Raw genomic sequence first — 23,919 nt, 5'->3', positions numbered from 1 at the left:
TACCAGGCCCACCCTCTCTCGTTTCCTCGGCAAAACCGTTCGCCGGACGGGGCGGCGCTCTGCTTGGCTCACCCCATGAGTGATCTTCACATCCGCTGCGCCACCCTCTCGGACATCGACACCGTGCTGCGGTTCTGGCGCGAGGCCGCGGAAGGAACCAGCATCAGCGACGACCACGACGGAGTGGCCCGCCTCATCACACGAGACCCCGAAGCCCTGCTCCTCGCCGAGCGCGACGGCGTCCTCACGGGAACCGTCATAGCCGGCTTCGACGGATGGCGATGCTCCGCCTACCGACTCGCCGTACACCCCGACCACCGCCGACAGGGCATCGCCACCGTCCTGCTGGAAGCCGCCGAACAACGCTTCGCCACCCTCGGCGGACGACGCGTCGACGCCATGGTCCTGGAAGCCAACCCACAGGCCCACCACACCTGGGCCGCCACTGGCTACCATCGCGAGGACCACTGGCGGCGCTGGGTCAAGCCGCTGTAAGCACGGGCAGGACTCCACGGACGTTTGTGAGCCGCCAAGATCCGACGGCTGGCGCTGCCACCTGTACCGCCTCGCGGTGCACCCGGAACACCGCAGGCAGGGCATCGCCTCCGCACTGCCTGCCGCCGCCGAGGAGCGGTTCGCGCGCCTCGGCGGGCGCCGCGCGGACGCCATGGTGCTGCGGCGCAACGAGACCGCGCACCGCGCGTGGGGCGCCGCCGGGTACGCGCCCGAGGAACACTGGCGCCGCTGGGTCAAGCCGCTGCCGGGTGACACTCCGGACGGCAGGCCCTGAGCGTGCGGACGGACGGCGGATGACCTCGCCGAAGACCTTTGCTGGTCCTTTACTCTGGGAGGGTAACCCGGTCCTTCATGAAAGGTTGTGTGCGTCCGCCCATGGGCGAGCCCCCCAGTAGAACGCGGCATCGAAGTACCCGACGTCGCCGCACATCGCATCGCATACTCGTTCTCCTCCCGTCCGGTCGTGGGGCGGGGGTGTCCCGGTGACCGAGGTACTCCTTCTCCTGGTGGCGATCCTGCTCTCCCTCGCGTGCGGCGCGTTCGTCGCGGCCGAGTTCTCCCTCACCACGGTCGAGCGGTCCGACCTGGAGCGGGCGGCGGAGCGCGGCGAGCGCGGCGCCCCCGGTGCGCTCAAAGCCGTACGGAACCTGACCTTCCAGCTCTCCGGTGCGCAGCTCGGCATCACGGTCACCAACCTGGTGGTCGGCATGCTCGCCGAGCCGTCGATCGCCGCGCTGATCTCCGGCCCGCTGAGGAGCGTCGGAGTCTCCGACTCGGTGGCGAGCTCCCTGGCACTGGTGCTCGGCACGGCGCTGTCGACCGTCTTCCTGATGGTGGTCGGCGAACTGGTGCCCAAGAACTGGGCGATCTCGTCGCCGCTGGCCGTCGCCAAGAACGTGGGCAACGCGCAGCGCTGGTTCAGTGCCGCCTTCCGCCCCTTCATCTCGCACCTGAACAACACGGCCAACCGCATAGTGCGCCTTTTCGGTGTGGAGCCCGCGGAGGAGCTGGCCTCCGCGCGCGGCCCTCAGGAGCTGGCGGCGCTGGCCCGGCACTCCGCCAAGAAGGGCGCCCTGGAGGCCGACACGGCGGAGCTGTTCGTCCGCACCCTGAACCTCGCCGATCTCACCGCGGAGAACGTGATGACCCCGCGCGTCCAGGTCGTCGCGCTGGAGGTCCAGGCAACCTGCGAGGACGTGGCGAACGCGACCCGGGCGACGGGCCTGTCCCGGTTCCCGGTGTACCGCGGCACCTTCGACTCGGTGGTCGGCACCGCGCACATCAAGGACGTACTGGCGGTGCCCGCCGAGCGCCGGACCCGGGTTCCCGTGTCGGAGATGATGCGCGAGCCGCTGCTGGTCCCGGAATCGCTCACCGTCGACCGGCTGCTGGACCGGCTCTCCGGTCGGCGCACCATGGCCGTGGTGATCGACGAGTACGGCGGTACGGCGGGCGTGGCCACGCTGGAGGACATCGTCGAGGAGGTGGTCGGAGAGGTCCGCGACGAGCACGACCCGCATGAGACCCCCGACCTGGCCCGGACGGGTTCGGACGAGGAGGGGCACGACCTGTTCTCGGCCGACGGCTCGGCGCGCGTGGACCAGCTCGCGCGCGTCGGCCTGCGCGTGCCGGACGGGCCGTACGAGACCCTGGCCGGGCTCGTGGCCACCGAGCTGGGCCGGATCCCCGCCGTCGGCGACACCCTGGAGGTCGCCGGCTGGCGGATGGAGGTGCTGGACGCCGCGGGACGCCGCGCGGCACGCGTGCTGCTGCACGCGCCGCTCGCCGACGCGCACCCGCAGGACGCGACGGACGAGGGGCCGGGGGCCGAGTCGGACGGCAGGAGGCACGGCATGACGCGTGAGAAGGGGGCCCGGCGATGATTGCCGTACAACTGCTGATCGGTCTGGCGACGCTGGTCGTCAACGCCTTCTTCGTGGGCGCCGAGTTCGCGCTGATCTCGGTGCGCCGCAGTCAGATCGAGCCGCACGCCGAGCAGGGCGACCGGCGCGCCAAGAAGGTGCTGTGGGGCCTGGAGCACGTGTCCGCCCTGATGGCGGCCGCGCAGCTCGGCATCACGCTGTGCACCCTGGTCCTCGGTGTGGTCGCGGAGCCGGCCATCGCGCACCTGCTGGAACCGGCGTTCCACTCGTTGGGCGTGCCGGCCGGCGCGGGGCACGCGGTGTCCTTCGTGATCGCCCTGTCGCTCGCGACGTACCTGCACATGCTGCTGGGCGAGATGGTGCCGAAGAACATCGCCCTCGCGGAACCCGTGCGCAGCGCGCTGCTGCTCGGTCCGCCGCTGGTGGCGCTGTCCCGGGCGCTGCGCCCGGTGATCTTCACGATCAACACCTTCGCCAACACACTGCTGCGGCTGCTGCGGGTCGAGGTGCGCGACGAGGTCGTGGCGACCTTCTCCGACGCGGAGCTGGCGCAGATGGTGAAGGACTCCGGCGAGGCGGGTCTGATCGACGACCGCGCGCAGGAGCGCCTGAACGACGTGCTGGAACTCGGCCGCCGGCCGGTGCGGGACGTGGTGCTGCCGCTGGAGAGCGTGGTCTACGCGCGCGTGGGCGTCACTCCCGAGGGGCTGGAGGAGCTCTCGGCCGAGTCCGGGTACTCCCGCTTCCCGGTGGTGGACGAGGGCCGGCGGATCGTCGGCTACCTGCACGTGAAGGACGCCCTCAACGCCTCTCCGCGCGACATGCCGTTCCTGCTGCGGGACATGCGTTCCATCGCACGGGTGCGGGAGAGCACGCCGATGGACGACGTCCTCACCGCGATGCGCGGCAGCCGCACGCATCTGGCGGCCGTGCTCGGGTCGGACGGGCGGCTGGCGGGGCTGGTGACGATGGAGGACGTGCTGCAGAAGCTGTTCGGCCAGCGGGTCTGAGCGGTCCCCCGGCCGGGTTTTCCGGCCGGGGGCGAACGGGGACGGAGCACGAGGGCCGATGGTCCTGGAGCAGGAAAGGAGCCGACCGACCAACGGGTATGTGCACGGGATATCATCTCTGTCGCCATGCAGACGAACCCCACTCACACCAGCCTGGTCGCGGTCGGCGACTCCTTCACCGAGGGCATGTCGGACCTGCTGCCCGACGGCACGTACCGGGGGTGGGCCGACCTCCTCGCCTCGCGGATGGCGGCCGTCGCTCCCGGGTTCCGGTACGCCAATCTCGCGGTGCGCGGCAAGCTGATCCGGCAGATCGTCGACGAACAGGTGGACACGGCGGCGGCCATGCGGGCCGACGTGGTCACCCTGGTCGGCGGGCTGAACGACACGCTGCGGCCCAAGTGCGACATGGTCATGGTGCGGGATCTGCTGACCGAGGCGGTGGAGCGGCTGGCCCCGCACTGCAAGCAACTGGTGCTGATGCGCAGCCCGGCCCGCCAGGGCCCCGTGCAGGAGCGGTTCCGGCCACGCATGGAGGCGCTGTTCACCTGTATCGACGAACTGGCCGAACGGAACGGCGCGTTGGTCGTCGACCTGTACGGGGCGCCCTCGCTCGGCGATCAGCGGCTGTGGGACGTGGACCGGCTGCACCTGACGGCCGACGGGCACCGCAGGGTCGCGGAGGCGGTGTGGCAGTCGCTGGGCTACCCACCCGAGGATCCCGAGTGGCAGCTGCCCCCGCCGGCCTCGCTGCCACCGGGCTGGACGACACGGCGCGCCGCGGACGCCCGGTTCGCCCGGCAGCACCTGCTGCCGTGGATCGGCCGCCGTCTCACCGGCCGCTCCTCGGGCGACGGCCGCCCGCCCAAGCGCCCCGAACTGCTGCCGTACGACGAGCGGTGACGGCGGGAGACCACCGCCTCGCCTCGTAGCTTCCTCCGCATCACCCGTGGCGCCGACCGGCCGGCCCGGCCGTGCACTACCGCCGGGCAGCCCGTTCCCATAAGCGTCGCGCTGACCGGTCGAACCAGCACGTCACGCAGCTCCAGCAGCACCTGGTGGCGGCCGAGCAACTCGTCCGCCACATCGCGACCTCCGCCGTCCCGGCTGCCGCGACGGCGGCGCAGGCCGGACGGACCCACCAACCGGACAGGGCGCCGCCGCAGCAATTGGTCAACACGCCGATCACCGGAGCCGGAGCCGGAGCCGGAGCCGAAGCCGCACGAAGTCGGGAGCGCAGCGCGGAACCGCACAGCCCAACACCGCTGCACCCGGCCTCCCGCAAGCCATCGACCCACACCGCAGCCGGCCGGAGTCTCTGACTCCCCTGCCGGCTCTCCCTGCCACGCCACGACCGTCGCCCTCGAACGACCGCTGCCGCAGGTGCTCCGCTGTCCCGGGGCGGCCGATGTCCCGGGGCGGCCGAGCCGAGGGCTCCGTCTGCGTCCGTCGAGACTCGTCGGCATGCGGCGCCCCGTATCAGGGGCCCCACCGCGCGCGGTCGGCCACCTGGCGGCTTCCGACGGCTGGGGTCACGCTGGAAGGGCAGAGGACGGGCGGCGGAACGGGATTTCCTGGAGGTGCCATGAGCGGTGCGGACGGCCGTAAACCGATCGTGGTGGGTATCGACCCCGACCCCGCGAAGCGGCTGGCACTCGCCTGGGCCGCCGACGAGGCGGATCGCCGCGGCCTGCCGGTGCGGCTCGTCCACGCCCAAGGCGTACCGACGGGGGGATACCGGTCGGGCAAGACCCAGCCGTCCTGGGAGCAGTGGAACCGGACGCTGCACGAAACGGGTGTCGAGGTGCTCGAGGGGGCGGTCGCCTTCGTCGAATCCCGGCGGCCGACGGTGGAGATGTCGACCCTGCTGGCGGAGGGCGAGCCGGCGTGGGTTCTGCGTGAGGAGGCGCGGAACGCTTCCTTGGTCGTGGTGGGCTCCTGGCATCTGAGCACCCGGCACGAACTGTTCACCTCGGCCTCCGTCTCCCTCCCGCTCATCGCTCACGCGCCCTGCCCGGTCGTCGTCGTCCCGGAGCCGGAGCACACCACCCAGGAACCCGCTTACTTCGTGGTCGGCGTCGACGACAGTCCGCACGCGGTCGCGGCTGTGGATGTGGCGTTCGAGGAGGCGGCCCTGCGGGGAGCGAACCTCAGAGCCCTGTACGTGTGGCATCCGCCGCTCCTCGGTGTCCTGGACGAGGACGCCGCGGTGCGGGAGTGCCGCCGTGTGCTGTCCGAGACGGTCGCGGGCCGCACCGCGACGCACCCGGGAGTCGAGCTGCACCACGAAGTCGTGCGAGGTCACCCCGTGCAAGTCCTGACGGAAGCCTCGGAACACGCCTTGGGCCTGGTCGTGGGAGCCCGCGGGCACGGAGGGTTCACGGGCATGCTGCTGGGCTCGGTGAGCCAGGGGGTACTGCACCATGCCCACTGCCCCGTCATCGTGGTCCCGGTGTGAAGCGCCGAACGGCCCGGGGGCACCGTGCCCGCGCACGGCCGGGTGGTCGAGGCGGAGGAGGCAGGTGCGATGGCGATTCCCCTGGTGGTCGGCATCGATGGATCCGAAGCGAGTCTGGAGGCGGTGGACTGGGCCACCGACGAGGCAGTCCGGCATGGTGTGCCGCTCCACCTCTTGCATGCGGCGGCCGGTGACCACGAGGCGTCCGGCGTGATCGGTGCCGCCTCGGAGCGCGCCAGGCAAAGAGCTCCCACGGTCCGGCCGGCAAGCGAGGCGCCGCACGAGGACGCCGTCTCCGCCCTCATCCACAAGGGGCGCAACGCCTTCGCGCTGGTACTCGGGTCCAGAGGGCTCGGAGACCTCACCGGAATGCTCCTGGGCACGGTCAGTCTGGCCGTGGCGGCACGAGCGGACTGCCCGGTCGTCGTGGTGCGTGGTACCGCGGAGCACCGGGACGGCCTGTTCGGGAACATCGTCGTCGGTGTCGAGGAGGGGGAGGGCAGCGGCACGGCCCTGCAGTTCGCGTTCCGCGAGGCCCATGTGCGGAACTGCCGGCTGACGGCGGTGCACGCCTGGAACCCGTCGTCCAGGGCTCTCACCCCACGGCCGGCCTCATCGTGGTACGCCCTGGAGACCCATCGGCGCCCACCGTCCCAGGTGCTCGACGACGCCCTGCGCGGCCCGGCGGATCCGTATCGCCACACCCGGGTGGACCCCAGGGTGATTGAGGGCCCGGCCCGCCGAGCGCTGCTGGACGCGGCGTCGGCGGCGGACCTGCTGGTCGTCGGCGCACACAGGCGGCAGGGGCACCCGGGCCTGCAACTGGGCCTGATCAATCACGCGTTGCTGCATCACGCGCCGTGTCCTGTCGCGGTCGTTCCGCAGATATGACCACGGCGGCAGAGGGGGACCATGACGGCAGCCGGTGGAATCGGGCCGGAAACCGGCCCGCAGGGACTTTCGGCCCCCTGCCCCGAGCCCAACGCCGTTCGACGGTGGGAGCAGGTGGTGGGGGGACCGCCGACGAGTCACGGGAGACTGACTCATGAGCGCACAAGGTTCGCCCCGCACCTCCGGTCCGCCGTCGAGGCGCGGAGATCACGCGCCCCAGGGCGCGAACTCCCCGACGACGGCGTTGCGCTGGTGGAGACGGTGATGCGGAACGGGCGGCACACCGGCCGGAGGCCCACGCTCGACGAGTACCGGGTGGATTCGCCGCAGCCCCGGGCAGGCCGTCCTCAGCCGCCCGCCGGATCCGGTGGCCGATCGCACCCCGCGCGACGGCTCCGAGTCGCTCGGTGTCGCTCGGTGTGCTCACCGCCCGCGTCCGGCGCCATATCGGGAAACAGCTGTCGGCCACCTCCGCACGGCCCCAGGTCTCAGAACGAAGCCCGGCCGGATCGCATCGGTCCGCAGCGAGGTGAGGAGGAGAGCGATGCCGCACACATCGGAATGGACGGTTCGTCTTCATCTGTTCGAGGACGACGAGGGCACGACGAAGGCCCATCTGATCCTGGACACCGGCACCACAGAGCTCACCGGTCACGGGACCGCGCACTGCCATCCGGCGGACGCGAACGTGCCGGAGATCGGTGACGAGCTGGCCGCGGGCCGGGCCCTGAACGACCTGGCCCGGCGGCTGCTGAAGACCGCCGAGCGCGACATCGAGGGCATGGGCACACCGCGGCCGCACGGCCGGAAGGTCGCCGGGTGGCCCACGTGACCGACGGCGACACAGCGACGCCAAGGCAGAAGTCGAGGAGGGATCACCCGTGACACACCCCGCACGACACGGCAGAGGTGGGCTTCCGGCAGTCCTGCGGGAGCTGGAGGACCCGCGCGCCGGGGTGGGCCAGCTCGTGCGCGCCGCCTTTCCCGGTGGCGGCTTCCCCCGGGTTCGGTGCGACCGAGCCATGGGCGCCCCTGGCCGACGTCGAGGACACCGACGACGCCTACCTGTCCGACCGACGGGGTCCTCACGGTGAAGGTCCCCAAGACCGAGGAGGGCGAGGCTCGGCGTATCGAGATCACCGGCCGGATCGGCCGACGGGCGTGCGGGGCGCGGTGGCCGGTCTCCAGGTCTGCTCGCCCCGTGCGGCCGCCCGTCGCGCGTGGCACGTTGGATACAGCACCACTTCGAGAAGAGGGCGGCGTCATGAGAGCTCATCTCGGCGATCAGCTCGTCATCGAAAGCACGACGGCCGACGGTCCCAGGCGCGACGGCGAGATCATCGGACTCCATCACGAGGACGGGACTCCGCCCTACGACGTGCGCTGGTCGGACACGGGCGAGACAACGCTCGTGTTCCCCGGGCCCGACGCGCACATCCGGCATCTCGAACACGGGCACCCCGGGACCGCCCGCTCCCCTTCCGGCCCCGATCCGGCCGAGGAGGAGACCGCGGTGCCCGGGACACCCCGCCCCGGTGACATCGGCCGGCGCGTGGCCGTCGAACGCCGGAGGCAGCGGCTCAGCCGCGAGGAGACGGCCCGCCGCGCCCGAATGTCCCCCGGCTACCTGGAGTACCTGGAGGAACGGCCTGCCGACCCGAGTGCGGCAACCCTCATCAGGCTGGCCGACGCGCTGGGCACCACCGTCACCACGCTGCGCGGCGGAGGAGTGGATCTGCCACCCGGCCAAGGACAGGCGCTGCTGCGTCCTCGGCTGCGGGACATCGGCCCGGAGGAATGCCGCATCTTGCTCTCGACGCACGGGGTGGGGCGCGTCGCGGTGTCGGCGTCCGACGGCCGCCCGGCGGTCGTTCCGGTCAACTACGACGTCGTGGATGACGCGATCGTCTTCCGGACCGCGCCGAACTCCACGCCCGCAGCGGCTGTCGGAACGGAGGTCGCCTTCGAGGTCGATCACATGGACGAGGCCCTGAGTCAGGGCTGGAGCGTCCTCGCCGTCGGCCCCGCGAGCGTCGTGACGGAGCCTGACGCCGTGCGCAGACTCACCGGACACGCCCACACCACACCATGGCCGGGCGGTGAACGCGAGATGTGGGTGTCGATCCGGCCCGCACAGCTCACGGGCCGCCGCATCACCCCGGCCGATGGATGACCGGACGCGGGCCACCGCGGAGCGGTCCCGTCCCCACGACTCTCGAAGGAGGTTCCGGTGAGCCGGCCAGTACCGTCCGACGAGTGGGTGGCCGCCCTGGTGCACGACGCGGTGGCCGCCCCGTCGATGCACAACGCGCAGCCCTGGCGCTTCCTTTATCACCGGCGCAGCCGCACTTTCGAGGTGCGGGCCGACTTCGAGCGCGCCATGCCGCACTCCGACCCCGACACCCGCGGCATTCATCTTGGCTGCGGTGCCGCCCTGTTGAATCTGAGGGCCGCCATCGTCCACGAGGGCCGGCACCCGGAAACCCGGCTCCTGCCCGACCCCGCTGACCAGGCGTTCCTGGCAAGAGTACGGTTGGCCGGCCCTACGCACGACGAGAGCGGCCTCGGCGCGCTGTATCCGGCGATCCACCAACGCCACAGCAGCCGCCACCCGTTCGAGGAACGGCGGATCCCCGGAGCCGTGCGGGAGGCTCTCGGCGCGGCCGCTCGCGTCGAGGGAGCGGCACTGATGTTCCCCACCTCATGGCATCTGCGGGAGGTACTGGAAGCGGTCCAGGAAGCCGAGGCACGCAACATCACCGACCGCGGCAGCGACCAGGACCTGGCCCGGTGGACGCGTATCGACGCCCCGTCGGTGAGCACCGCCGACGACGGAGTCCCGCACTACGCCTTCGGGCCGCGCAAGCGCGGGGGTAAGGCGCCCATGCGTGACTTCGCGGGCCCCCGACAGGTGGCCGGGCGCGACGCCGCGGACTTCGAACAGACCCCGCAGCTGGCCCTCATCAGCACGGACCACGACCGCCCGGAGAACTGGCTCCGCGCGGGCCAGGCCATGCAACGTGTCCTCCTGCTGGCCACCCGTGAGGGTCTCTCCAGCTCCTTCGCGACCCAGCCTCTCGAATGGACGGACCTGCGCTGGCCGTTGCGCGACCCGATGACCGGGACGGGCTATACGCAGGTCCTGCTGCGCCTGGGATACGGCCCGAACGGTCCCGGCACGCCGCGCCGCCCCGTGGCGGAGGTACTCGGCATCGAACCCTGACCCCGGGCTGTTCACGGCCCGCGTTCACGCCTCCTGCGCCGGTCACCGGCCGGTGGCACCCGACCGGCGTGTCCGGCGCACCCTCACCTGCCCCGGGCTCCCGTGGTGGGTTTCCGTCCATTCGACAGGACCGTGGGGAGACGCGGATGAAGTGGTTGGTCTCGCTGGTCGGAGCCGGGCTCGTCATGGTCACCCTGCGGGACCTGTTCCACACACTCTGGCACCCCACACGCCACGGAGGGCTGAGCCGCCTCGTGATGACGGCGCTCTGGCGACTGGCCCGGCGTTTCCGTGCGCCCGGGCGCGTGGTCGGGCTCGTCGGGCCGCTCGCCATGGTCACGGTGGTGAGCATGTGGACCGTCACCGTCGTCCTCGGCTGGGCGATCGTCTACTGGCCCCACATGCCCGGGGCGTTCACCTTCTCCCCCGGTTCCCAGGCGGCGCAGGAGCCGGCTCTGCTCGACTCCGTGTACTTGTCTCTGGTCACGGTGGCCACCCTGGGGCTGGGTGACATCGCACCCGGCGAGGACTGGCTCCGTCTGGTCTCACCGCTCGAAGCCCTCGTCGGTTTCGTCCTCCTGACGGCCACCGTCTCCTGGGTGCTGGAGATCTATCCGGCGCTGACCCGCAGGAGGGTTCTGGCCCTCCGGCTGGCTCTGCTGCGCGAAGCGGGTCCGACGACGCGGCAGCTCGACTGCACCGCGGGGGCGCTGCTGCTGGACAGCCTGGCCGGCGAAGTCGCACGTGTCCGCATCGATTTCACCCAGTACGCCGAGGCGTACTACTTCCATGACGGGGAGGACCACTCGTCGCTGGCGGCCATGGTCGGTTACGCCACCGTGCTCACCCGACACGGGCAGGCGGCCCGACGGCCGGAGGTACGACTGGCCGGCGCCCTGCTCGCCGGCGCGCTGAAGGACCTCGCCGCCATCCTCGACCAGCGTTTCCTCCGTACGGGCGGCCCGCCGGCGGCCGTGTTCGCCGCCTACGCCGCCGACCACGGCCGCGACGGCGCCCAGCCCTGAGCGGGCAGGGGCGGCACTCTGAGAAGGGGGTTCCGTCCCTCGGGGCGGCCGGTCACAGGACGGGAGCGGTCATGGCACCCAGCACGCAGAGCCGTCCGGACACACCTCAGCGACGGCGGTGAACCGCCCCGGTGGCAGCCGGAAACCCGCTGCCGAAGCAGGCCGACGCCCGGATGTGACTCCCGCTACAGGTCTGTCGTCGGACGAGGCGGCACGGCGTCTGACGCGCCACGGGCCCGACGAGATCCCCTCAGAACCGCGGATCCCGGTGTGGCGGCGGGTGCTGCAGCAACTGCGCGACCCGCTGGTCCTCGTCCTGCTCGTGGCGGCCGCCCTGACGATCGCCACCGGCGATCTCTCCGACGCCTCCGTGATCCTGCTCGTGCTCACCGTGAACACCGTGGTCGGCGTCGTGCAGGAGGTGCGGGCGGAACAGGCGGTAGCGGCCCTGTCCGCCATGAACGCCCCCGCCGCCAGGGTGGTGCGGGACGGTGAGGAACGCTCCGTCGCGGCGAGCGAGGTGGTTCCGGGCGACCTGGTCCTGGTGGCCGAGGGGGCGTCGTCCCCGCAGACGCGGACGTGCTCGCCGCGGCGTCGTTGCTGGCGGACGAGTCGTCGCTGACGGGTGAGTCCGCTCCGGTGGAGAAGGCCCCCGACGGGGACGGCACGCGCGGGACGGTGTCGGCGGGCACGGTCATCGTCCGGGGCCACGGACGGGTCGACGTGACCGCCACCGGGGCCGACAGCGCCCTCGCCGGTGGCACGGCGGAGATCCTGGTCATGCTCCTCGGCCCCTTCCTGGGAATGCCGCTACCGCTCCTGCCCGCACAGATCCTGTGGATCAACCTGCTCACACATGGCCTGCCCGGCGTCGCTCTCGGCGCGGAACCCGTCGCCCCGGCCACGATGCGCCACCCGCCCCGGCCTCCCGCGGAGAGTGCGCTGGGGGCGGGTCTGTGGCCGCGGAGCCTGTTCATGGGCGCCTTCATCGCCACCGTGACTCTCGCGGCCGGCATCTGGGCCCGGGAGACCGGACGCCCCTGGCAGTCCATGATTTTCCTGGTGCTCGGGGCGACCCAGCTCGGCGTGGCACTCGGGTCCCGGGCGCGTCCCGGCAGCCTGACCAACCCGTTCCTGCTGATCGCGGTGGGGACGGCACTGAGCCTGCAGGCAGCCGGCGTCTACCTGCCGCCCCTCCAGGACCTGCTGGGTACGGAGCCTCTGTCTCCCACCGACCTGGTGATCGCCTGTGCGCTGTCCGGCCTCGGCCCTGTCGTCATGCGGCTCCAGACAGGGTTCGGACCGGAACGCCCGCCGCGCGGGGGCCCATCGGCGACCCGAGACGTCGTCGAACACATCGCCACGCGGTGACGCGACCGCCTCTCCCCCGGCATGCGCAAGGGCGGAGAGCAGCCGACACTGGTCTGAAGGACGAGACCGGCCGGAGCGGGTCGGACTCCACGACCTCCTCCCGCTCCGGCAGCGACGCCGGAAGGACACGACCATGACGACTGCCCAGGAGATCATGCACGCCGGTGCCACCTGCGTACAGGAGAACGAAACGCTTCAGGACGCGGCACGCAGGATGAAGGAACTGGACGTCGGAGCCCTGCCGATCTGCGGACCGGACGACCGGCTCCACGGGATCATCACGGACCGCGACATCGTGGTGAAGTGTCTCGCCAGGGGCAAGGACCCCCGGACCATGAGTGCCGGCCAGTTGGAGCAGGGCAAGCCGGTCACGATCGATGCCAAGGCCGATGCCGGCCAGGTCCTGCACACCATGGAGGAGCACAGGATCCGTCGGCTGCCGGTGACCGACAACCATCGCCTCGTCGGCATGATCAGCGAGGCGGACCTCGCACGTCACCTGCCCGAGGACCAGGTGGGTCGCTTCGTCGAGGCGGTCTGCGCGACATCCTGACCGGCCTGTCGTCCCTGGCGATTCTTCGTAGGGACCATTGGTTCAGGAGGCCGTGCTGGAACGTCTCGACGAGCGAGCGGCGGCCATCACCGGTGGCGCCGGGGTGTCGTCCTTTTCTCGGAACCCTCGGGAGGGCTTGCGGACACCCGCCGCATGCCGATGGGTCTGACAGGGCGTCGAGTCGACTCCGAGTACGTCCCACGCGTCCCGACCGGGTGAGCCTGGCAGGAGCGGACGGCTCACGGCCTACCAACAGGGCTTCGCCCAGGGGGCGTTCGGCCCGCTGTCCAGGCCTTGCGGCCCCTATGGCGGATGTCCGTGACGCGAGACGTCGAAGAGGCGAGGAGAGTCGTCCACGTCCTGCGTCGCCCTCTGGAAGGGATGAGCATCACGGCAGTTCGCGACTCCCCCACCGGCGCCGCGGATTCCGCCTCCCGCCCCTGCTACGCCTCGACGACGTGGGTCAGGGCGTCGAAGCCGCCGTCGGCCGCCGACGCCGGGTCGTCTTGGTGGTCGGCAGCGGGTCGACGGTCGCCACACCGGGCGTGCATGCGTAGTCGGCCGACGGAGACGTCGTTGGGCACGAACGTGCTGCCCGACGAGCCGCAGCCCAGTGTCGGTGACGGCAGCAGGCCGTTGTGGACGCCGCCGTCGAGCCCTGCGGGGAAGGCGCGTTGACGATGGTCCGTAAGCCCGGATGTCCGGGCCGGACGGCCGCCGGTCACCTGCTGTCGCTGACCTCGGTCCCGGAGAGCGCGGCCCGCCCTGCCTCCAGGCGGGCGACCGGAACGCGAAACGGGGAGCAGGAGACGTAGTCGAGACCGGCGGCGTGGAAGAAGTGCACCGACTCCGGGTCGCCACCGTGTTCACCGCAGACGCCGATCTTCAGGCCGGGCCGTGCGGCGCGGCCCTCGGCGACGGCGGAGGTGTCGAACCGGGGGAACATCAGCCGGGCCAGTTCGTCGCCGCTGACCCGCGCCAGGCCTTCGTCCGGGGTGATGAGCCGATCGTCGGCCAGCTCGGCGGCGATGGTGAACGCGGCCTCCGCCGTACGTTTGCCGACCCGGGTCTGCAGCATCCACAGCCGGCCGCGCTCGATGGTGAACTCGATGTCGCACAGGTCGCGGTAGTGGGCCTCCAACGTGGCCATGTGGTCGCGCAACCGGGTGAACGCGTCGGGGTCCAGCCGGCCGAGTTCGTCCAGCGGCACGGTGTTGCGGATGCCCGCGACGACGTCCTCGCCCTGCGCGTTGGGCAGGTAGTCGCCGTACAGGCCGGAGCGGCCGGTGGCCGGGTCGCGGGTGAAGGCGACGCCGCTGCCGGAGTCGGGACCAAGGTTGCCGAAGACCATGGTCTGCACGTTGACCGCGGTGCCGAGGCCATCGGGGATGTGCTCACGACGGCGGTACACGCGGGCCCGCTCGACGTTCCACGACCGGAAGACGGCCAGGACCGCCCGCCGCAACTGTTCGGCCGGGGACCGCGGAAAGGACTCGCCCGTCTCCCGGCGGATCAGCTCCTTGTACGCCTCGACGAGCCCGGCCAGATCGGCCGCGTCCAGCCCCAGGTCGTCGACCGCGCCGCGCGCCTGCTTGAGCCGGGCCATGGTGCTCTCGAACAGGGCGCTGTCGACACCCATGACGGTACTGCCGAACATCTGCACGAGGCGGCGGTAGGAGTCCCAGGCGAAGCGCTCGTTCCCGGAGGACTTCGCGAGGCCCAGGACGGAGTCGTCGTTGAGACCGATGTCGAGAATCGTCTCCATCATGCCGGGCATGGAGAAGCGGGCCCCGGAACGGACCGACAGCAGCAGCGGGTCGTCCGGCTGTCCCAGCCGCCGCCCGGCGACCTGCTCCAGCATGGCCAGATGATCGGAGATCTCGCGGGCGAGGCCGGCCGGCTCGCTGCCCGTGGTGAGGAATGAGCGGCAAGCTTCAGTGGTCACCGTGAAGCCGGGCGGCACCGGCAGGCCCAAGCTGGTCATCTCGGCCAAATTGGCGCCCTTGCCGCCGAGCAGGCCGGCCATGTCCCGGCCGCCCTCGGTGAACGCGTACACGTAGTGGACCATGGCGGTGCTCTTCCTTCCGGCTGCGGTCGAATTGCATCTCGAGGACGATGCGTGTCCTGAACCGCCCGTCCAGGACTACCGCCCGTCCAGGACTTCGGCGATGAACTCGTCGGCGGCTGCAGAGGTCCGCACGATGACCTGGTACGTCCGGCGGCGTGCAGCGCGAGCACCTCGCGCAGGTCCCGGTGGGTACCCATGGCCGAACCCGTGACACAAGTGCCCGTTCGGGACGGATCGGAACACAGATCGTTCCGTCGGCCGCACCTTCCGCACAATGCGCTGCTGCACGGCGCCCGGTGCTCCCGCTCGCGGACCCGAGGAAGGTGACCGGGCAACCCTTGACTGCGGACACCGCGGCCGGAGCGATGCGGGTGTCGCCGCCGGCCGGTTCGACCATGCGCTCTAAAAGTCTGAATTGTGGGGCAATGTGTCTACCGCCACCATGAAAATATGCCTTCCATTCGTCCTGCTGGCCGTTACGACGCCTTCCGCGCCCTCTCCGAGCGGCGCGGAAGAGCCGGTGAGCGGCTGATGGAAAGCCTGACCCGCACCAGAGCGGGCACGGGGGACGGCCCCGCCAGCTGGGCTCCGGCGGTCGCCGCCGGCCTCGGCCTGCCTGCCGCCGCCGCACTCGGACCGGCCGCCCACTACGCGGACCTCGTCGCCCCGCACGGGAGCCGTCACGTCCGGGTCTGCACGGCGACGGCCTGCTTCGCGGCGCAGGCGGGACGGCAACTCACCCAGATAGAAGAGGAACTGGGCGTCACGGTGGGCACCGTCTCGCCGGGCGGAGAGACGTCGCTGCAGGCCGTCCGCTGTCTTGGGTACTGCTACGCCGGCCCCGCCGCGCTCGACGGCGACACGCCCTGCACGGGCCCTGCGCTCGCCGCCCAGTTGGCAGGGCGCGAGCCACCGTCGGCTCCGCGGATGCCGGTGGCCGACGACACCGGTGACCCTGTGCTGCTGGCAGGGGTGGTCGCCGGTGAGCCGGCGTGGCAGGTGTGGCCGGGAATCGTGACGGCCGGCAGTGCTGACCAGGTCCACGGGGAGGTGGCTGCCTCCGGGCTGCGGGGACGTGGAGGAGCGGGCTTCCGGGTGGCGGCGAAGTGGGAGGCGGCCGGCCGGGTGCCCGGCACCGTGGTGGTGGCCAACGGAGACGAGGGGGACCCGGGATCGTACGCCGACCGGCTGCTGATGGAGACCGATCCGGAGCGGGTGCTGGAGGGCCTGGCGCTGGCCTGCTTCGCCTGCGGCGCCCGCCGGGGCGTGGTGCTGGTGCGCTCGGAGTATCCGCAGGCACTGGCACACATACGTGAAGCAGTGGAGCGTGCCTACGCCGACGGGCACTTCGGCCCCTCCGCGCACGGCACGGACACGGCCCTGGACGTCGAGGTGGTGGAGGGCGCCGGATCGTACGTCGCCGGGGAGGAGACCGCGCTGATCGCACGCCTGGAAGGGGACCGGGGCTGCGCCCGGCCGCGCCCGCCGTACCCGACCGGGCGCGGACTGTGGGATGCGCCGACCGTGGTGAACAACGTGGAGACCCTCGCAGCCGTTCCGTGGATCGTGGCCCGGGGCGGCGACGCGTACGCCCGGCGCGGGACGCCGGACGAGACGGGGACGAAACTGGTCTGTCTGTCGGAGCGGTTCGCCCGGCCGGGAGCGTACGAGGTCGAGCTGGGCACCTCGCTGCTGCGCATTGTCACCGAGCTGGGAGGCGGCCTGAAGGGCGGCAGCGAGCTGACCACTGTCCAGGTGGGCGGCCCCTTGGGCGGTTTCCTCGCCCCCGACGCGCTGGACGTACCGCTCACCACCGCCGGCATCGCTGCCCGCGGCGCCGCACTGGGCCATGCCGGACTGGTCGCCTTCGACCGGCGTGTGGCACCGGAGGACATGCTGCGGCAGGTGTGGGAGTTCGCGGCAGCGGAGAGCTGCGGCGCCTGCTCCCCCTGCCGCGTGGGCTCGGGCCGTGGCCTGGAGCTGGCTTTGGCCGACACTCCGCCCGGTGCCGAGTGGAAACGGCTCGCGCATGTGCTGACCGAGGCGAGCCTGTGCGCTTTCGGGCGGCGTATCCCGCCCACCGTGCACAGCCTCGCCCACGTCTACGGCGACCGATTGGCGGGATGGGAGCCATGACCGGAATCGAGATCCAGGTCGACGGCACGAGCGTCGCCGTGGCCGAGGGAGCGTCCCTGCTTGCGGCGGTGCGGGCGGCCGGGATCGACCTGCCCGCGCTGTGCTCCGACGACCGGCTCAGCCCGGCCGGCTCCTGCCGTACCTGCCTCGTCCGTGCCGGCGGGCGGATCGTGGCGGCTTGTGTGACCCCGGCCGCCTCCGGTGCCCACGTCGAGACCGCCACCGATGATCTCCGGCAGCTGCGCCGGGAGGCAGTGCAGGTCATCGCCTCCGCCCTGCCGCCCCGCGCCCTCGCCGACGGCAACCCCAGTGAACTGGCCGAGGTCTGCCGGTCGTCGGGCATCGGCCCCGATACGGCGCAGGGTGCCGGAGGCCGGGGCGGGGACGACTCCCACCCGTACGTCCACCTGGACCGGGACCTGTGCATCGCCTGCGGACGGTGCGTCCGTATGTGCGCCGAGGTGCAGGGCACCTTCGCCCTGACCCTGGTCGGCCGGGGTGCCGACACCGTGGTCGCGCCCGGCACCGGCGGGTCCTGGGCCGAGTCGGACTGTGTGGCCTGCGGCGGCTGCGTCGACACCTGCCCCACCGGCGCGCTCACCGAACCCGGCCCGGCGCGCGGGCTCACCTCCGCCCACCGGCCGGCTGCGACCCGAACGACGTGCGGATACTGCGGCGTCGGCTGCGCCCTGGACGTCGTCACCTCCGACGGCGAGGTCACGGCCGTACTGCCCGCCAGGGACGGCCCGGTAAACCAGGGCCACGCCTGCGTCAAGGGCCGTTTCGCCCACGGCTACCTCACCTCATCCGAGCGGCTCACCCGGCCCCTGCTGCGACGTGACGGCCGCCTGGAGCCCGCCGGCTGGGACGAGGCACTCGGTCATGTCGCCCGAGGGTTGCGCGCGGCCGTCGCCGCCGGTGGTCCGGACGCCGTGGCGGCGATCTCCTCGGCCCGCGCCACCAACGAGGAGAACTATCTCGTCCAGAAGTTCATGCGGGTGGTCATCGGCACGAACAACGTCGACAACTGCTCCCGCCTGTGCCACTCCCCGTCCGCCGCCGGCCTGACCGCGTCCTTCGGCCTGTCCGGCGGCACCGACAGCTTCGACGACGTCGAGCGGGCCGACTGCCTGCTCGTGGTGGGGGCCAACCCCGTCGAGGCCCATCCGGTGGTCGGGGCGCGGCTGCTGAGGCGCGTGCTGCGCGGGGCCGGGCTGGTGGTCGCCGACCCGCGCGCCGTGGGCCTCGCCGTGCACGCCGATGTGCATCTGCGGCCCCGCCCCGGCACCAATGTCGCGCTCTGCCACGGACTCGCCCACGTCCTGCTCGCCGAAGGCCTGACCGACGAGGAGTTCCTGCGGGAGCGGGTCACCGGCCTGCCGGAACTCATCGAGCTGCTGGCCGGCTACCCGCCGGACCGGGTCGCGGACATCACCGGCGTGCCCGCCGCCGACCTGATCGCCGCCGCCCGGCTCTACGGCCGGGCCCGGCGTCCCGCGATCGTCTACGGCCTGGGGGTGACCGAGCACCTGCACGGCACGGACGGAGTGCGGTCCCTGGCCAACCTGGCGATCCTGCGCGGTGCCGTGGGCACCGACCGAGGGCACGGGGTCAATCCACTGCGTGGCCAGAACAACGTCCAGGGTGCCTCCGACATGGGCGCGCTGCCCGACCTCCTGCCCGGCTACGGGAAGGTGATCGACCCGGCGGCGCGGGCCCGGGCCGAGGCGGTGTGGGGCGTGCCGGTTCCCGAGCGGCCCGGCCTGCGGATTCCCGACATGTTCGCAGCCGCGCGAGGGGGAGAACTTCGGGCACTGTGGGTCATCGGGGAGGACGTCTGCGCCACCGACCCCGACGCGAACGAGGTTGCCGCGGCCCTGGAGGCGTGCCCGCTTGTGGTGTGCAGCGAACTGTTCCTGTCCGAGACCGCCCGCCGCGCCGACGTGGTGCTGCCGGTCGCGTCCTGGCTGGAGAAGGACGGCTCCTTCGTCAACCTCGACCGCCGGTTCCAGCGGGTCCGCCCCGCCGTTCCCCCGCCTGGAGAAGCCCGCAGCGACTTCGACGTCGTCCACGCCGTGGCGTCGGCCATGGGTGCCGACCTGAACTGCCCGACCCCGACCGCGGCCCTGGCCGAGTGCGGTCGGGTCGCCCCCGTCTTCGCCGGTCTGTCCCACGACCGGCTGGACCGGGAGGGCGCCGTTCCGTGGCCCTGCCGGGACCCTGCCCAGCCAGGCGAGGCGAAGCTCTACCGGGATCGGTTCGCCACCGCCGACGGCCGTGCCCACCTGGCTGCGGCGCCCTATCTCCCGCCGGGTGAACACCCCGACGACGACTACCCGCTGGTCCTGGTCACCGGACGGCGTTGGGCGCACTACAACTCCGGCAGCATGACCCGGCGCGGCGCCAACCTCGCCCTCGACCCGGTCGACTTCCTCGACCTCCACCCCGGCGACGCGGCCCGGTACGCCGTGCGCGACGGCGAGCCGGTCACGGTGGAAAGCCGGCACGGCCGGGCCCGGCTCATCGCCCGCGTCGGCGAGCAGACCGCGCCCGGCCAGGTCTTCTGCTCCTTCCACTTCCCCGCCAGCGGGGTCAACCGTCTCACCTCCGGCCACGCCGACACCGTGACGTCCTGCCCCGAGTACAAGGTCACGGCGGTCCGCGTGGTCGTCTCGTGACGGAACAGGAAGCCGGGCGCTCCGCTCCCACCGTCCAAACTCTGCCGACCGGGGCGGTCTTCGCGGCGCTGGACACCTCGCCGCGCGGGCTGACGTCGGCGGACGCCACGGCGCTGCAGGGCCGTCTGGGCCCCAACGCGCTCCCTTCCGCGGGTCGGACGCGGCTGTGGCGGGAACTGGCCGGCCAGTTCACCGATCTGTTCGCCGTCGTCCTGCTCGTCGCGTCGGCGATCACCTTCCTGGCCTATGGACTTCAGGACCCCCGGGACCTGGGCACGCTGCAACTCGCCGTGGCGATCCTGTGCGTGGTGGTGCTGAACGCCGCCATCGGCTTCGCCCAGGAGTACTCCGCCGAGCGGACGGCCGAGTCGTTGCAGGCGATGGTCAGACACACCTGCCGGGTGCTGCGCGACGGGGAGAGACGAGAGGTGCCGTCGCGGGAGCTGGTGCCCGGGGACGTGGTGGTGCTGGAGGCCGGGGACGCGGTGCCCGCGGACTGCCGTCTGGTGGAGGCGCACGAGGTCTCCGTGAACAACGCGGCACTGACGGGGGAGAGCGATGCCGTCGGCCGCACCGCCCACCCCGTGGCCGCCGGGCCGGTGCTCGAGGCCCGCAACTGTGTGTTCATGGGCACCGATGTGGTGGCGGGCTCCGCGAAGGCCGTGGTGTTCGCCACCGGCACGGCCACCGAGTTCGGCAAGATCTTCCGGCTCACGGCCGCGGCACCCCGCCAGAAGACCCCGCTGCAGCGCCAGGTCGCCCTGATGGCCCGCAGGGTCGCGGGGACGGCCCTTGCGATCGGGGCGCTGCTGTTCCTGGTGCGCCTGCCCACCGGGCAGCCGTTCGTCGAGACCTTCGTCTTCGCCCTCGGCGTCATGGTCGCCCTCGTCCCCGAGGGCCTGCCCGCGACCCTGTCGGTGTCCCTGGCGATCGGCGTACGGCGCATGGCCCGGCGGCACGCCCTGGTCAAGCGACTGCTGGCGGTGGAGGCGCTGGGGTCCACCACGGTGGTGTGCACGGACAAGACGGGCACCCTCACCCGAGCAGAGATGACCGTCGTACGGGTGTGGGCGGGCGGGGCGGAGCACACGGTGACCGGCGTGGGGTACGCGCCCGACGGCGAGGTCGTCGACCCGCAGCCGGTCCGTGGGCTGCTGCGGGCGGGGGCCCTGTGCTGCAACGCTCGGCTGGTCCCGCCGTCGGAGCAGGCGGGCTGGCGGGTGCTCGGCGACACCACCGAGGGGGCGCTGCTCGTGGCCGCGGCCAAGGCAGGGCTTGATGTGGCCGCGGAGGAGGCCGCGGCACCGCGCGTCGCGGAGTACCCCTTCGACTCCGGCCGCAAGCTCATGAGCACCGTGCACAAGGGCACCGACGGCGGTGGTTACCGCGTGTACGTCAAGGGCGCACCGCAGGAACTCCTCGACCGTTGCACCGTCGCCGACTGGGCGGGAGAGCGCCGCGCGTTGACCGACGCGCTGCGGGCCGAGGTCATCGCCGCGAACGACGAGCTGGCCTCCCAGGGGCTGCGCGTGCTGGCGGTGGCCCGGCGGCCGGTGCCCGACGCCCGTCCGCGCCAGGACACGGCCGAGTCGGAGCTGACGCTGCTGGGACTCGTCGGGATGCTGGATCCGCCGCGGCCCGAGGTCAGCGACGCGGTCGCCACCTGCCGGCGGGCCCGCATCCGGATCGTGATGGTCACCGGGGACCATCCGCTGACCGCCGAGGCCGTCGCCCGCAGGGTCGGCATCGTCACCGGATCAACCCCCACCGTGGCGACCGGCGCCGAGTTCGAGGCGCTGGACGACGACGGCCTGGACGCCCTGCTCGACCGGCCGGGTGAGCTGCTGTTGTGCAGGGTCAGCCCCGAGGACAAGATGCGGGTCGTGGGCGCCCTGCACCGGCGCGGCGAGGTCGTCGCGGTCACCGGCGACGGCGCCAACGACGCCCCGGCCCTCAAGCACGCCGACATCGGTGTGGCGATGGGCGCCTCCGGCACCGATGTCGCCCGGGAAGCCGCAGTGATGGTGCTGCTGGACGACTCGTTCGCCTCCATCGCCGCGGCGGTGCGGCTGGGCCGGTCGGTCTACCAGAACATCCGCAAGTTCCTCATCTACCTCTTCAGCCACAACATCGCCGAACTCGTGCCGATCCTCGCGGCGACCCTGGCCGGCTTTCCGCTGGTGCCGATCAGCGCCGTGCAGATTCTCGCCATCGACCTCGGCTCCGACGTCCTGCCGGCGCTGGCGCTGGGCGCCGAGCCGCCGGAACCCGACGTCATGGACCGCCCACCACGCTCACGGAAGGAGCAGCTGTTCTCCAGGGCCGTCATGGGTCGCATCCTGTTCCTGGGCGGCATCCAGGCTCTCGGCGTGACCGCCGTCTTCTTCTGGCACATCCACGCCTCGGGGATCGCGTACTCCGAGTTCACCGAGGAGGACACCGTCTACCGGGAGGCGATCACGATGGTCCAGGCCGGAATCGTGGTCAGTCAGTTCTTCAACGCCCTCGCCGTGCGCACCGACCGGCAGAGCCTGCTGCGCATCGGCCTGCTGTCCAACCCCTGGCTGCTGGCCGCCGGATGTTTCGGCATCACCCTCATGGCGGGCATCAGCTATCTGCCCCCGCTGCAGGCCCTGTTCAACACCGCCCCACTGGCCGCGGGCGACTGGGCCGTCCTCGCCGGGCTCGGCGTGCTGCTGCTGGTCGCCGAGGAACTCAGGAAGGCGTGGCTGCGCCGCCGTACGCCCGCAGACCCGAAAGGAGGGACGCGATGAGAGTGATCATCGTCGGCTGCGGACGGGCCGGGTCCCTGCTCGCCGCCCAACTCGCCGCCGAAGGCCATGACGTACGGATCGTGGACCGCGTGGCCAGGACGCGCAGGCTGCTGCCCGCCGGCTTCCCGGGCCAGTTCCACGTGGGCAACGGATACAGCCGTACAGTCCTTGAGGCCGCCGGGATCGAGCACGCGGACGCGTTCGTCGCCGTCACCTCGGGCGACAACAGCAACATGGTCAGCGCGCGGACGGCCAAGGAGACCTACCGGGTACCGATCGTCCTCGCCCGCGTCTACGACCCCCGCCGCGCCGACCTCTACCGTGAACTCGGCATCCCCACCATCGCCAGCGTCCGCTGGACGGTGCATGAGATCCACCAGATGCTGCTGCACCGTCACCTCACCCCCGAACTCAGCTTCGGCAACGGCGAAACGCTGCTGGTCCGCTCACAGCTGCCTGGCTATCTCACCGGGCGGCGGCTGACGGAGTTCGACATGGACGGCGAAATCCGCGTCGTCGAGGTGACCCGGGCGGGCCGCTCGCTCGTCCCCGCGCACAGCACCCCGGCCGAGCCCGGAGATCTGGTCACCTTCGCGGTCGCCGCCACCTCGCTCGGCAGACTGCGCGGCTTCCTGGACAAGGAGCTGGGGACGTGAAAGCCCTCATCGCCGGCGCCGGACGCCTGGGCACTCAGATCGCTCAGGTCCTCGCCGCCGCCCGCAACGACGTCACCCTCGTCGACATCGACGACGACCGCATCACGGAACTCGAGGGCCGTCTGCCCGTACGCACCATGGTGGGAGACGCCTGCGAACCCACCTTCCTGGAGCATGCCGGAGCGCTCACCGCAGACCTCGTCATCGCCACCACCGGCAACGACGAGGACAACCTCGTCATCAGTCTTCTCGCCAAGCGGCAGTTCGCCGTGCCCCGGGTCGCGGCACGCGTCAACGACGAGGAGAACACCTGGCTCTTCGACCAGAACTGGGGAGTGGACACCGCGGTCCCCGTCGCCACGCCACTGATCTCCCTCATCGAGGAAGCGACCGGCGCCACCGACACCGTCGCCCTGCTGCGGCTGAGCAAGGCGGGCGTCGACGTCATCGAAACCGCCATCACCCCGCAGTCCCGCGCCGCGGGCCGCACACTCGCCGAGATCGCCCTCCCCGCGGGCACCGTCATCGCGACCGTCATCCGGGAGGGCCGGCCCACGGTCCCCGCTCCCGGGATGCGGCTGCAGCCCGGCGACGAACTCCTCGTCGTCTCCCACGCCGCCACCGAGCGGGAGATCCACGCGGCCTTTCAGTAGACCGGCGTCGTCAGACAGCCGGAA

Annotated in this window: 20 protein-coding genes and 1 pseudogene; 19 read left to right on the top strand and 2 right to left on the bottom strand. The window is 72.0% G+C overall.

Annotated elements, in window-relative coordinates; genetic code table 11:
• The first annotated feature begins 75 nt into the window (after positions 1-75).
• The 14 genes and pseudogenes from AOK11_RS06635 (at position 76) to AOK11_RS06570 (ending at position 12,930) form a co-directional block, all read left to right on the top strand.
• A complete protein-coding gene (locus tag AOK11_RS06635; RefSeq protein WP_055592693.1) occupies positions 76-495 on the top strand; it encodes a GNAT family N-acetyltransferase in 420 nt (139 codons plus the stop codon).
• 76 nt (positions 496-571) lie between these two features.
• Positions 572-790 carry a GNAT family N-acetyltransferase gene (locus AOK11_RS46655; RefSeq protein WP_420902970.1) on the top strand — a complete coding sequence of 73 codons (219 nt, stop codon included), beginning with the start codon at positions 572-574 and terminating at the stop codon, positions 788-790.
• A gap of 208 nt (positions 791-998) precedes the next feature.
• A complete protein-coding gene (locus AOK11_RS06625) occupies positions 999-2,399 on the top strand; it encodes a hemolysin family protein (protein WP_055592692.1) in 1,401 nt (466 codons plus the stop codon).
• Complete coding sequence (locus AOK11_RS06620) at positions 2,396-3,409, top strand: hemolysin family protein (protein WP_055592691.1); 1,014 nt, start codon at positions 2,396-2,398, stop codon at positions 3,407-3,409. The genes AOK11_RS06625 and AOK11_RS06620 overlap by 4 nt, the downstream gene beginning before the upstream one ends.
• 126 nt (positions 3,410-3,535) lie before the next feature.
• Entirely contained in the window at positions 3,536-4,312 is a 777-nt protein-coding gene (locus tag AOK11_RS06615; protein WP_055592690.1) for an SGNH/GDSL hydrolase family protein, read from the top strand.
• 682 nt (positions 4,313-4,994) lie between these two features.
• Positions 4,995-5,867 (top strand): universal stress protein, encoded by an 873-nt coding sequence (locus AOK11_RS06610; RefSeq protein ID WP_055592689.1) that lies wholly within the window; start codon positions 4,995-4,997, stop codon positions 5,865-5,867.
• 69 nt (positions 5,868-5,936) lie between these two features.
• Positions 5,937-6,758, top strand: a complete 822-nt coding sequence (locus tag AOK11_RS06605) for a universal stress protein (RefSeq protein WP_055592688.1) — start codon at positions 5,937-5,939, stop codon at positions 6,756-6,758.
• 544 nt (positions 6,759-7,302) lie between these two features.
• Positions 7,303-7,590 (top strand): DUF1876 domain-containing protein, encoded by a 288-nt coding sequence (locus AOK11_RS06600; protein WP_055592687.1) that lies wholly within the window; start codon positions 7,303-7,305, stop codon positions 7,588-7,590.
• A 432-nt stretch (positions 7,591-8,022) separates the two neighbouring features.
• Complete coding sequence (locus AOK11_RS06595; protein WP_055592686.1) at positions 8,023-8,931, top strand: DUF1918 domain-containing protein; 909 nt, start codon at positions 8,023-8,025, stop codon at positions 8,929-8,931.
• A 57-nt stretch (positions 8,932-8,988) separates the two neighbouring features.
• Positions 8,989-9,981 carry an Acg family FMN-binding oxidoreductase gene (locus AOK11_RS06590; protein ID WP_420902969.1) on the top strand — a complete coding sequence of 331 codons (993 nt, stop codon included), beginning with the start codon at positions 8,989-8,991 and terminating at the stop codon, positions 9,979-9,981.
• A gap of 146 nt (positions 9,982-10,127) precedes the next feature.
• The gene (locus AOK11_RS06585) at positions 10,128-11,006 is read left to right on the top strand and encodes a potassium channel family protein (protein WP_055592685.1); all 879 of its coding nucleotides are present in this window, start codon (positions 10,128-10,130) and stop codon (positions 11,004-11,006) included.
• A gap of 118 nt (positions 11,007-11,124) precedes the next feature.
• Positions 11,125-11,699: pseudogene (locus AOK11_RS44580) on the top strand (P-type ATPase actuator domain-containing protein); the annotation flags it as partial.
• Between the two features lie 87 nt (positions 11,700-11,786).
• Positions 11,787-12,377, top strand: coding sequence for a cation transporting ATPase C-terminal domain-containing protein (locus AOK11_RS44575; RefSeq protein ID WP_478501585.1), 591 nt, complete (start codon positions 11,787-11,789; stop codon positions 12,375-12,377).
• A gap of 133 nt (positions 12,378-12,510) precedes the next feature.
• Positions 12,511-12,930 carry a CBS domain-containing protein gene (locus tag AOK11_RS06570; RefSeq protein ID WP_055592682.1) on the top strand — a complete coding sequence of 140 codons (420 nt, stop codon included), beginning with the start codon at positions 12,511-12,513 and terminating at the stop codon, positions 12,928-12,930.
• A gap of 443 nt (positions 12,931-13,373) precedes the next feature.
• Here AOK11_RS06570 and AOK11_RS43335 read toward each other — a convergent pair whose 3' ends face one another.
• Positions 13,374-13,655, bottom strand: coding sequence for a hypothetical protein (locus AOK11_RS43335; RefSeq protein ID WP_055592681.1), 282 nt, complete (start codon positions 13,653-13,655; stop codon positions 13,374-13,376).
• The gene (locus tag AOK11_RS06560; RefSeq protein WP_107098513.1) at positions 13,652-14,998 is read right to left on the bottom strand and encodes a PEP/pyruvate-binding domain-containing protein; all 1,347 of its coding nucleotides are present in this window, start codon (positions 14,996-14,998) and stop codon (positions 13,652-13,654) included. The genes AOK11_RS43335 and AOK11_RS06560 overlap by 4 nt, the downstream gene beginning before the upstream one ends.
• Before the next feature lie 450 nt (positions 14,999-15,448).
• On the opposite strand from AOK11_RS06560, the gene AOK11_RS06555 reads away from it, so the two are divergent.
• From AOK11_RS06555 to AOK11_RS06535, 5 genes are read left to right on the top strand one after another with little or no spacing between them, the layout of a single operon-like run.
• A complete protein-coding gene (locus tag AOK11_RS06555; protein WP_055592680.1) occupies positions 15,449-17,134 on the top strand; it encodes an NAD(P)H-dependent oxidoreductase subunit E in 1,686 nt (561 codons plus the stop codon).
• Positions 17,131-19,812 (top strand): formate dehydrogenase subunit alpha, encoded by a 2,682-nt coding sequence (gene fdhF / locus AOK11_RS06550; protein WP_055592679.1) that lies wholly within the window; start codon positions 17,131-17,133, stop codon positions 19,810-19,812. The genes AOK11_RS06555 and fdhF overlap by 4 nt, the downstream gene beginning before the upstream one ends.
• Positions 19,809-22,586 carry a cation-translocating P-type ATPase gene (locus AOK11_RS06545; protein WP_240497244.1) on the top strand — a complete coding sequence of 926 codons (2,778 nt, stop codon included), beginning with the start codon at positions 19,809-19,811 and terminating at the stop codon, positions 22,584-22,586. Before fdhF ends, AOK11_RS06545 begins: the two co-directional genes overlap by 4 nt.
• Entirely contained in the window at positions 22,583-23,242 is a 660-nt protein-coding gene (locus AOK11_RS06540; RefSeq protein WP_055592678.1) for a potassium channel family protein, read from the top strand. Before AOK11_RS06545 ends, AOK11_RS06540 begins: the two co-directional genes overlap by 4 nt.
• Entirely contained in the window at positions 23,239-23,895 is a 657-nt protein-coding gene (locus AOK11_RS06535; RefSeq protein ID WP_055592677.1) for a potassium channel family protein, read from the top strand. The genes AOK11_RS06540 and AOK11_RS06535 overlap by 4 nt, the downstream gene beginning before the upstream one ends.
• Positions 23,896-23,919: the final 24 nt, after the last annotated feature.

The organism is Streptomyces hirsutus, assembly GCF_001418415.1.
Taxonomy (GTDB): Bacteria; Actinomycetota; Actinomycetes; order Streptomycetales; family Streptomycetaceae; genus Streptomyces; species Streptomyces hirsutus.
The sequence above is the reverse complement of the archived record's forward strand: the minus strand, read 5'-3'. Positions and strand labels throughout refer to the sequence as shown.

Excerpts from the sequence above, each read along its gene's own strand:
- AOK11_RS06605 (WP_055592688.1), top strand. The coding sequence starts at position 5,937 with ATGGCGATTCCCCTGGTGGTCGGCATCGATGGATCCGAAGCGAGTCTG.
- AOK11_RS06585 (WP_055592685.1), top strand. The coding sequence starts at position 10,128 with ATGAAGTGGTTGGTCTCGCTGGTCGGAGCCGGGCTCGTCATGGTCACC.
- AOK11_RS06635 (WP_055592693.1), top strand. The coding sequence starts at position 76 with ATGAGTGATCTTCACATCCGCTGCGCCACCCTCTCGGACATCGACACC.
- AOK11_RS06560 (WP_107098513.1), bottom strand. The coding sequence starts at position 14,998 with ATGGTCCACTACGTGTACGCGTTCACCGAGGGCGGCCGGGACATGGCC.
- AOK11_RS06610 (WP_055592689.1), top strand. The coding sequence starts at position 4,995 with ATGAGCGGTGCGGACGGCCGTAAACCGATCGTGGTGGGTATCGACCCC.
- AOK11_RS06540 (WP_055592678.1), top strand. The coding sequence starts at position 22,583 with ATGAGAGTGATCATCGTCGGCTGCGGACGGGCCGGGTCCCTGCTCGCC.
- AOK11_RS06600 (WP_055592687.1), top strand. The coding sequence starts at position 7,303 with ATGCCGCACACATCGGAATGGACGGTTCGTCTTCATCTGTTCGAGGAC.
- fdhF (WP_055592679.1), top strand. The coding sequence starts at position 17,131 with ATGACCGGAATCGAGATCCAGGTCGACGGCACGAGCGTCGCCGTGGCC.
- AOK11_RS06555 (WP_055592680.1), top strand. The coding sequence starts at position 15,449 with ATGCCTTCCATTCGTCCTGCTGGCCGTTACGACGCCTTCCGCGCCCTC.
- AOK11_RS06620 (WP_055592691.1), top strand. The coding sequence starts at position 2,396 with ATGATTGCCGTACAACTGCTGATCGGTCTGGCGACGCTGGTCGTCAAC.
- AOK11_RS06570 (WP_055592682.1), top strand. The coding sequence starts at position 12,511 with ATGACGACTGCCCAGGAGATCATGCACGCCGGTGCCACCTGCGTACAG.
- AOK11_RS06595 (WP_055592686.1), top strand. The coding sequence starts at position 8,023 with ATGAGAGCTCATCTCGGCGATCAGCTCGTCATCGAAAGCACGACGGCC.
- AOK11_RS06615 (WP_055592690.1), top strand. The coding sequence starts at position 3,536 with ATGCAGACGAACCCCACTCACACCAGCCTGGTCGCGGTCGGCGACTCC.
- AOK11_RS44575 (WP_478501585.1), top strand. The coding sequence starts at position 11,787 with ATGCTCCTCGGCCCCTTCCTGGGAATGCCGCTACCGCTCCTGCCCGCA.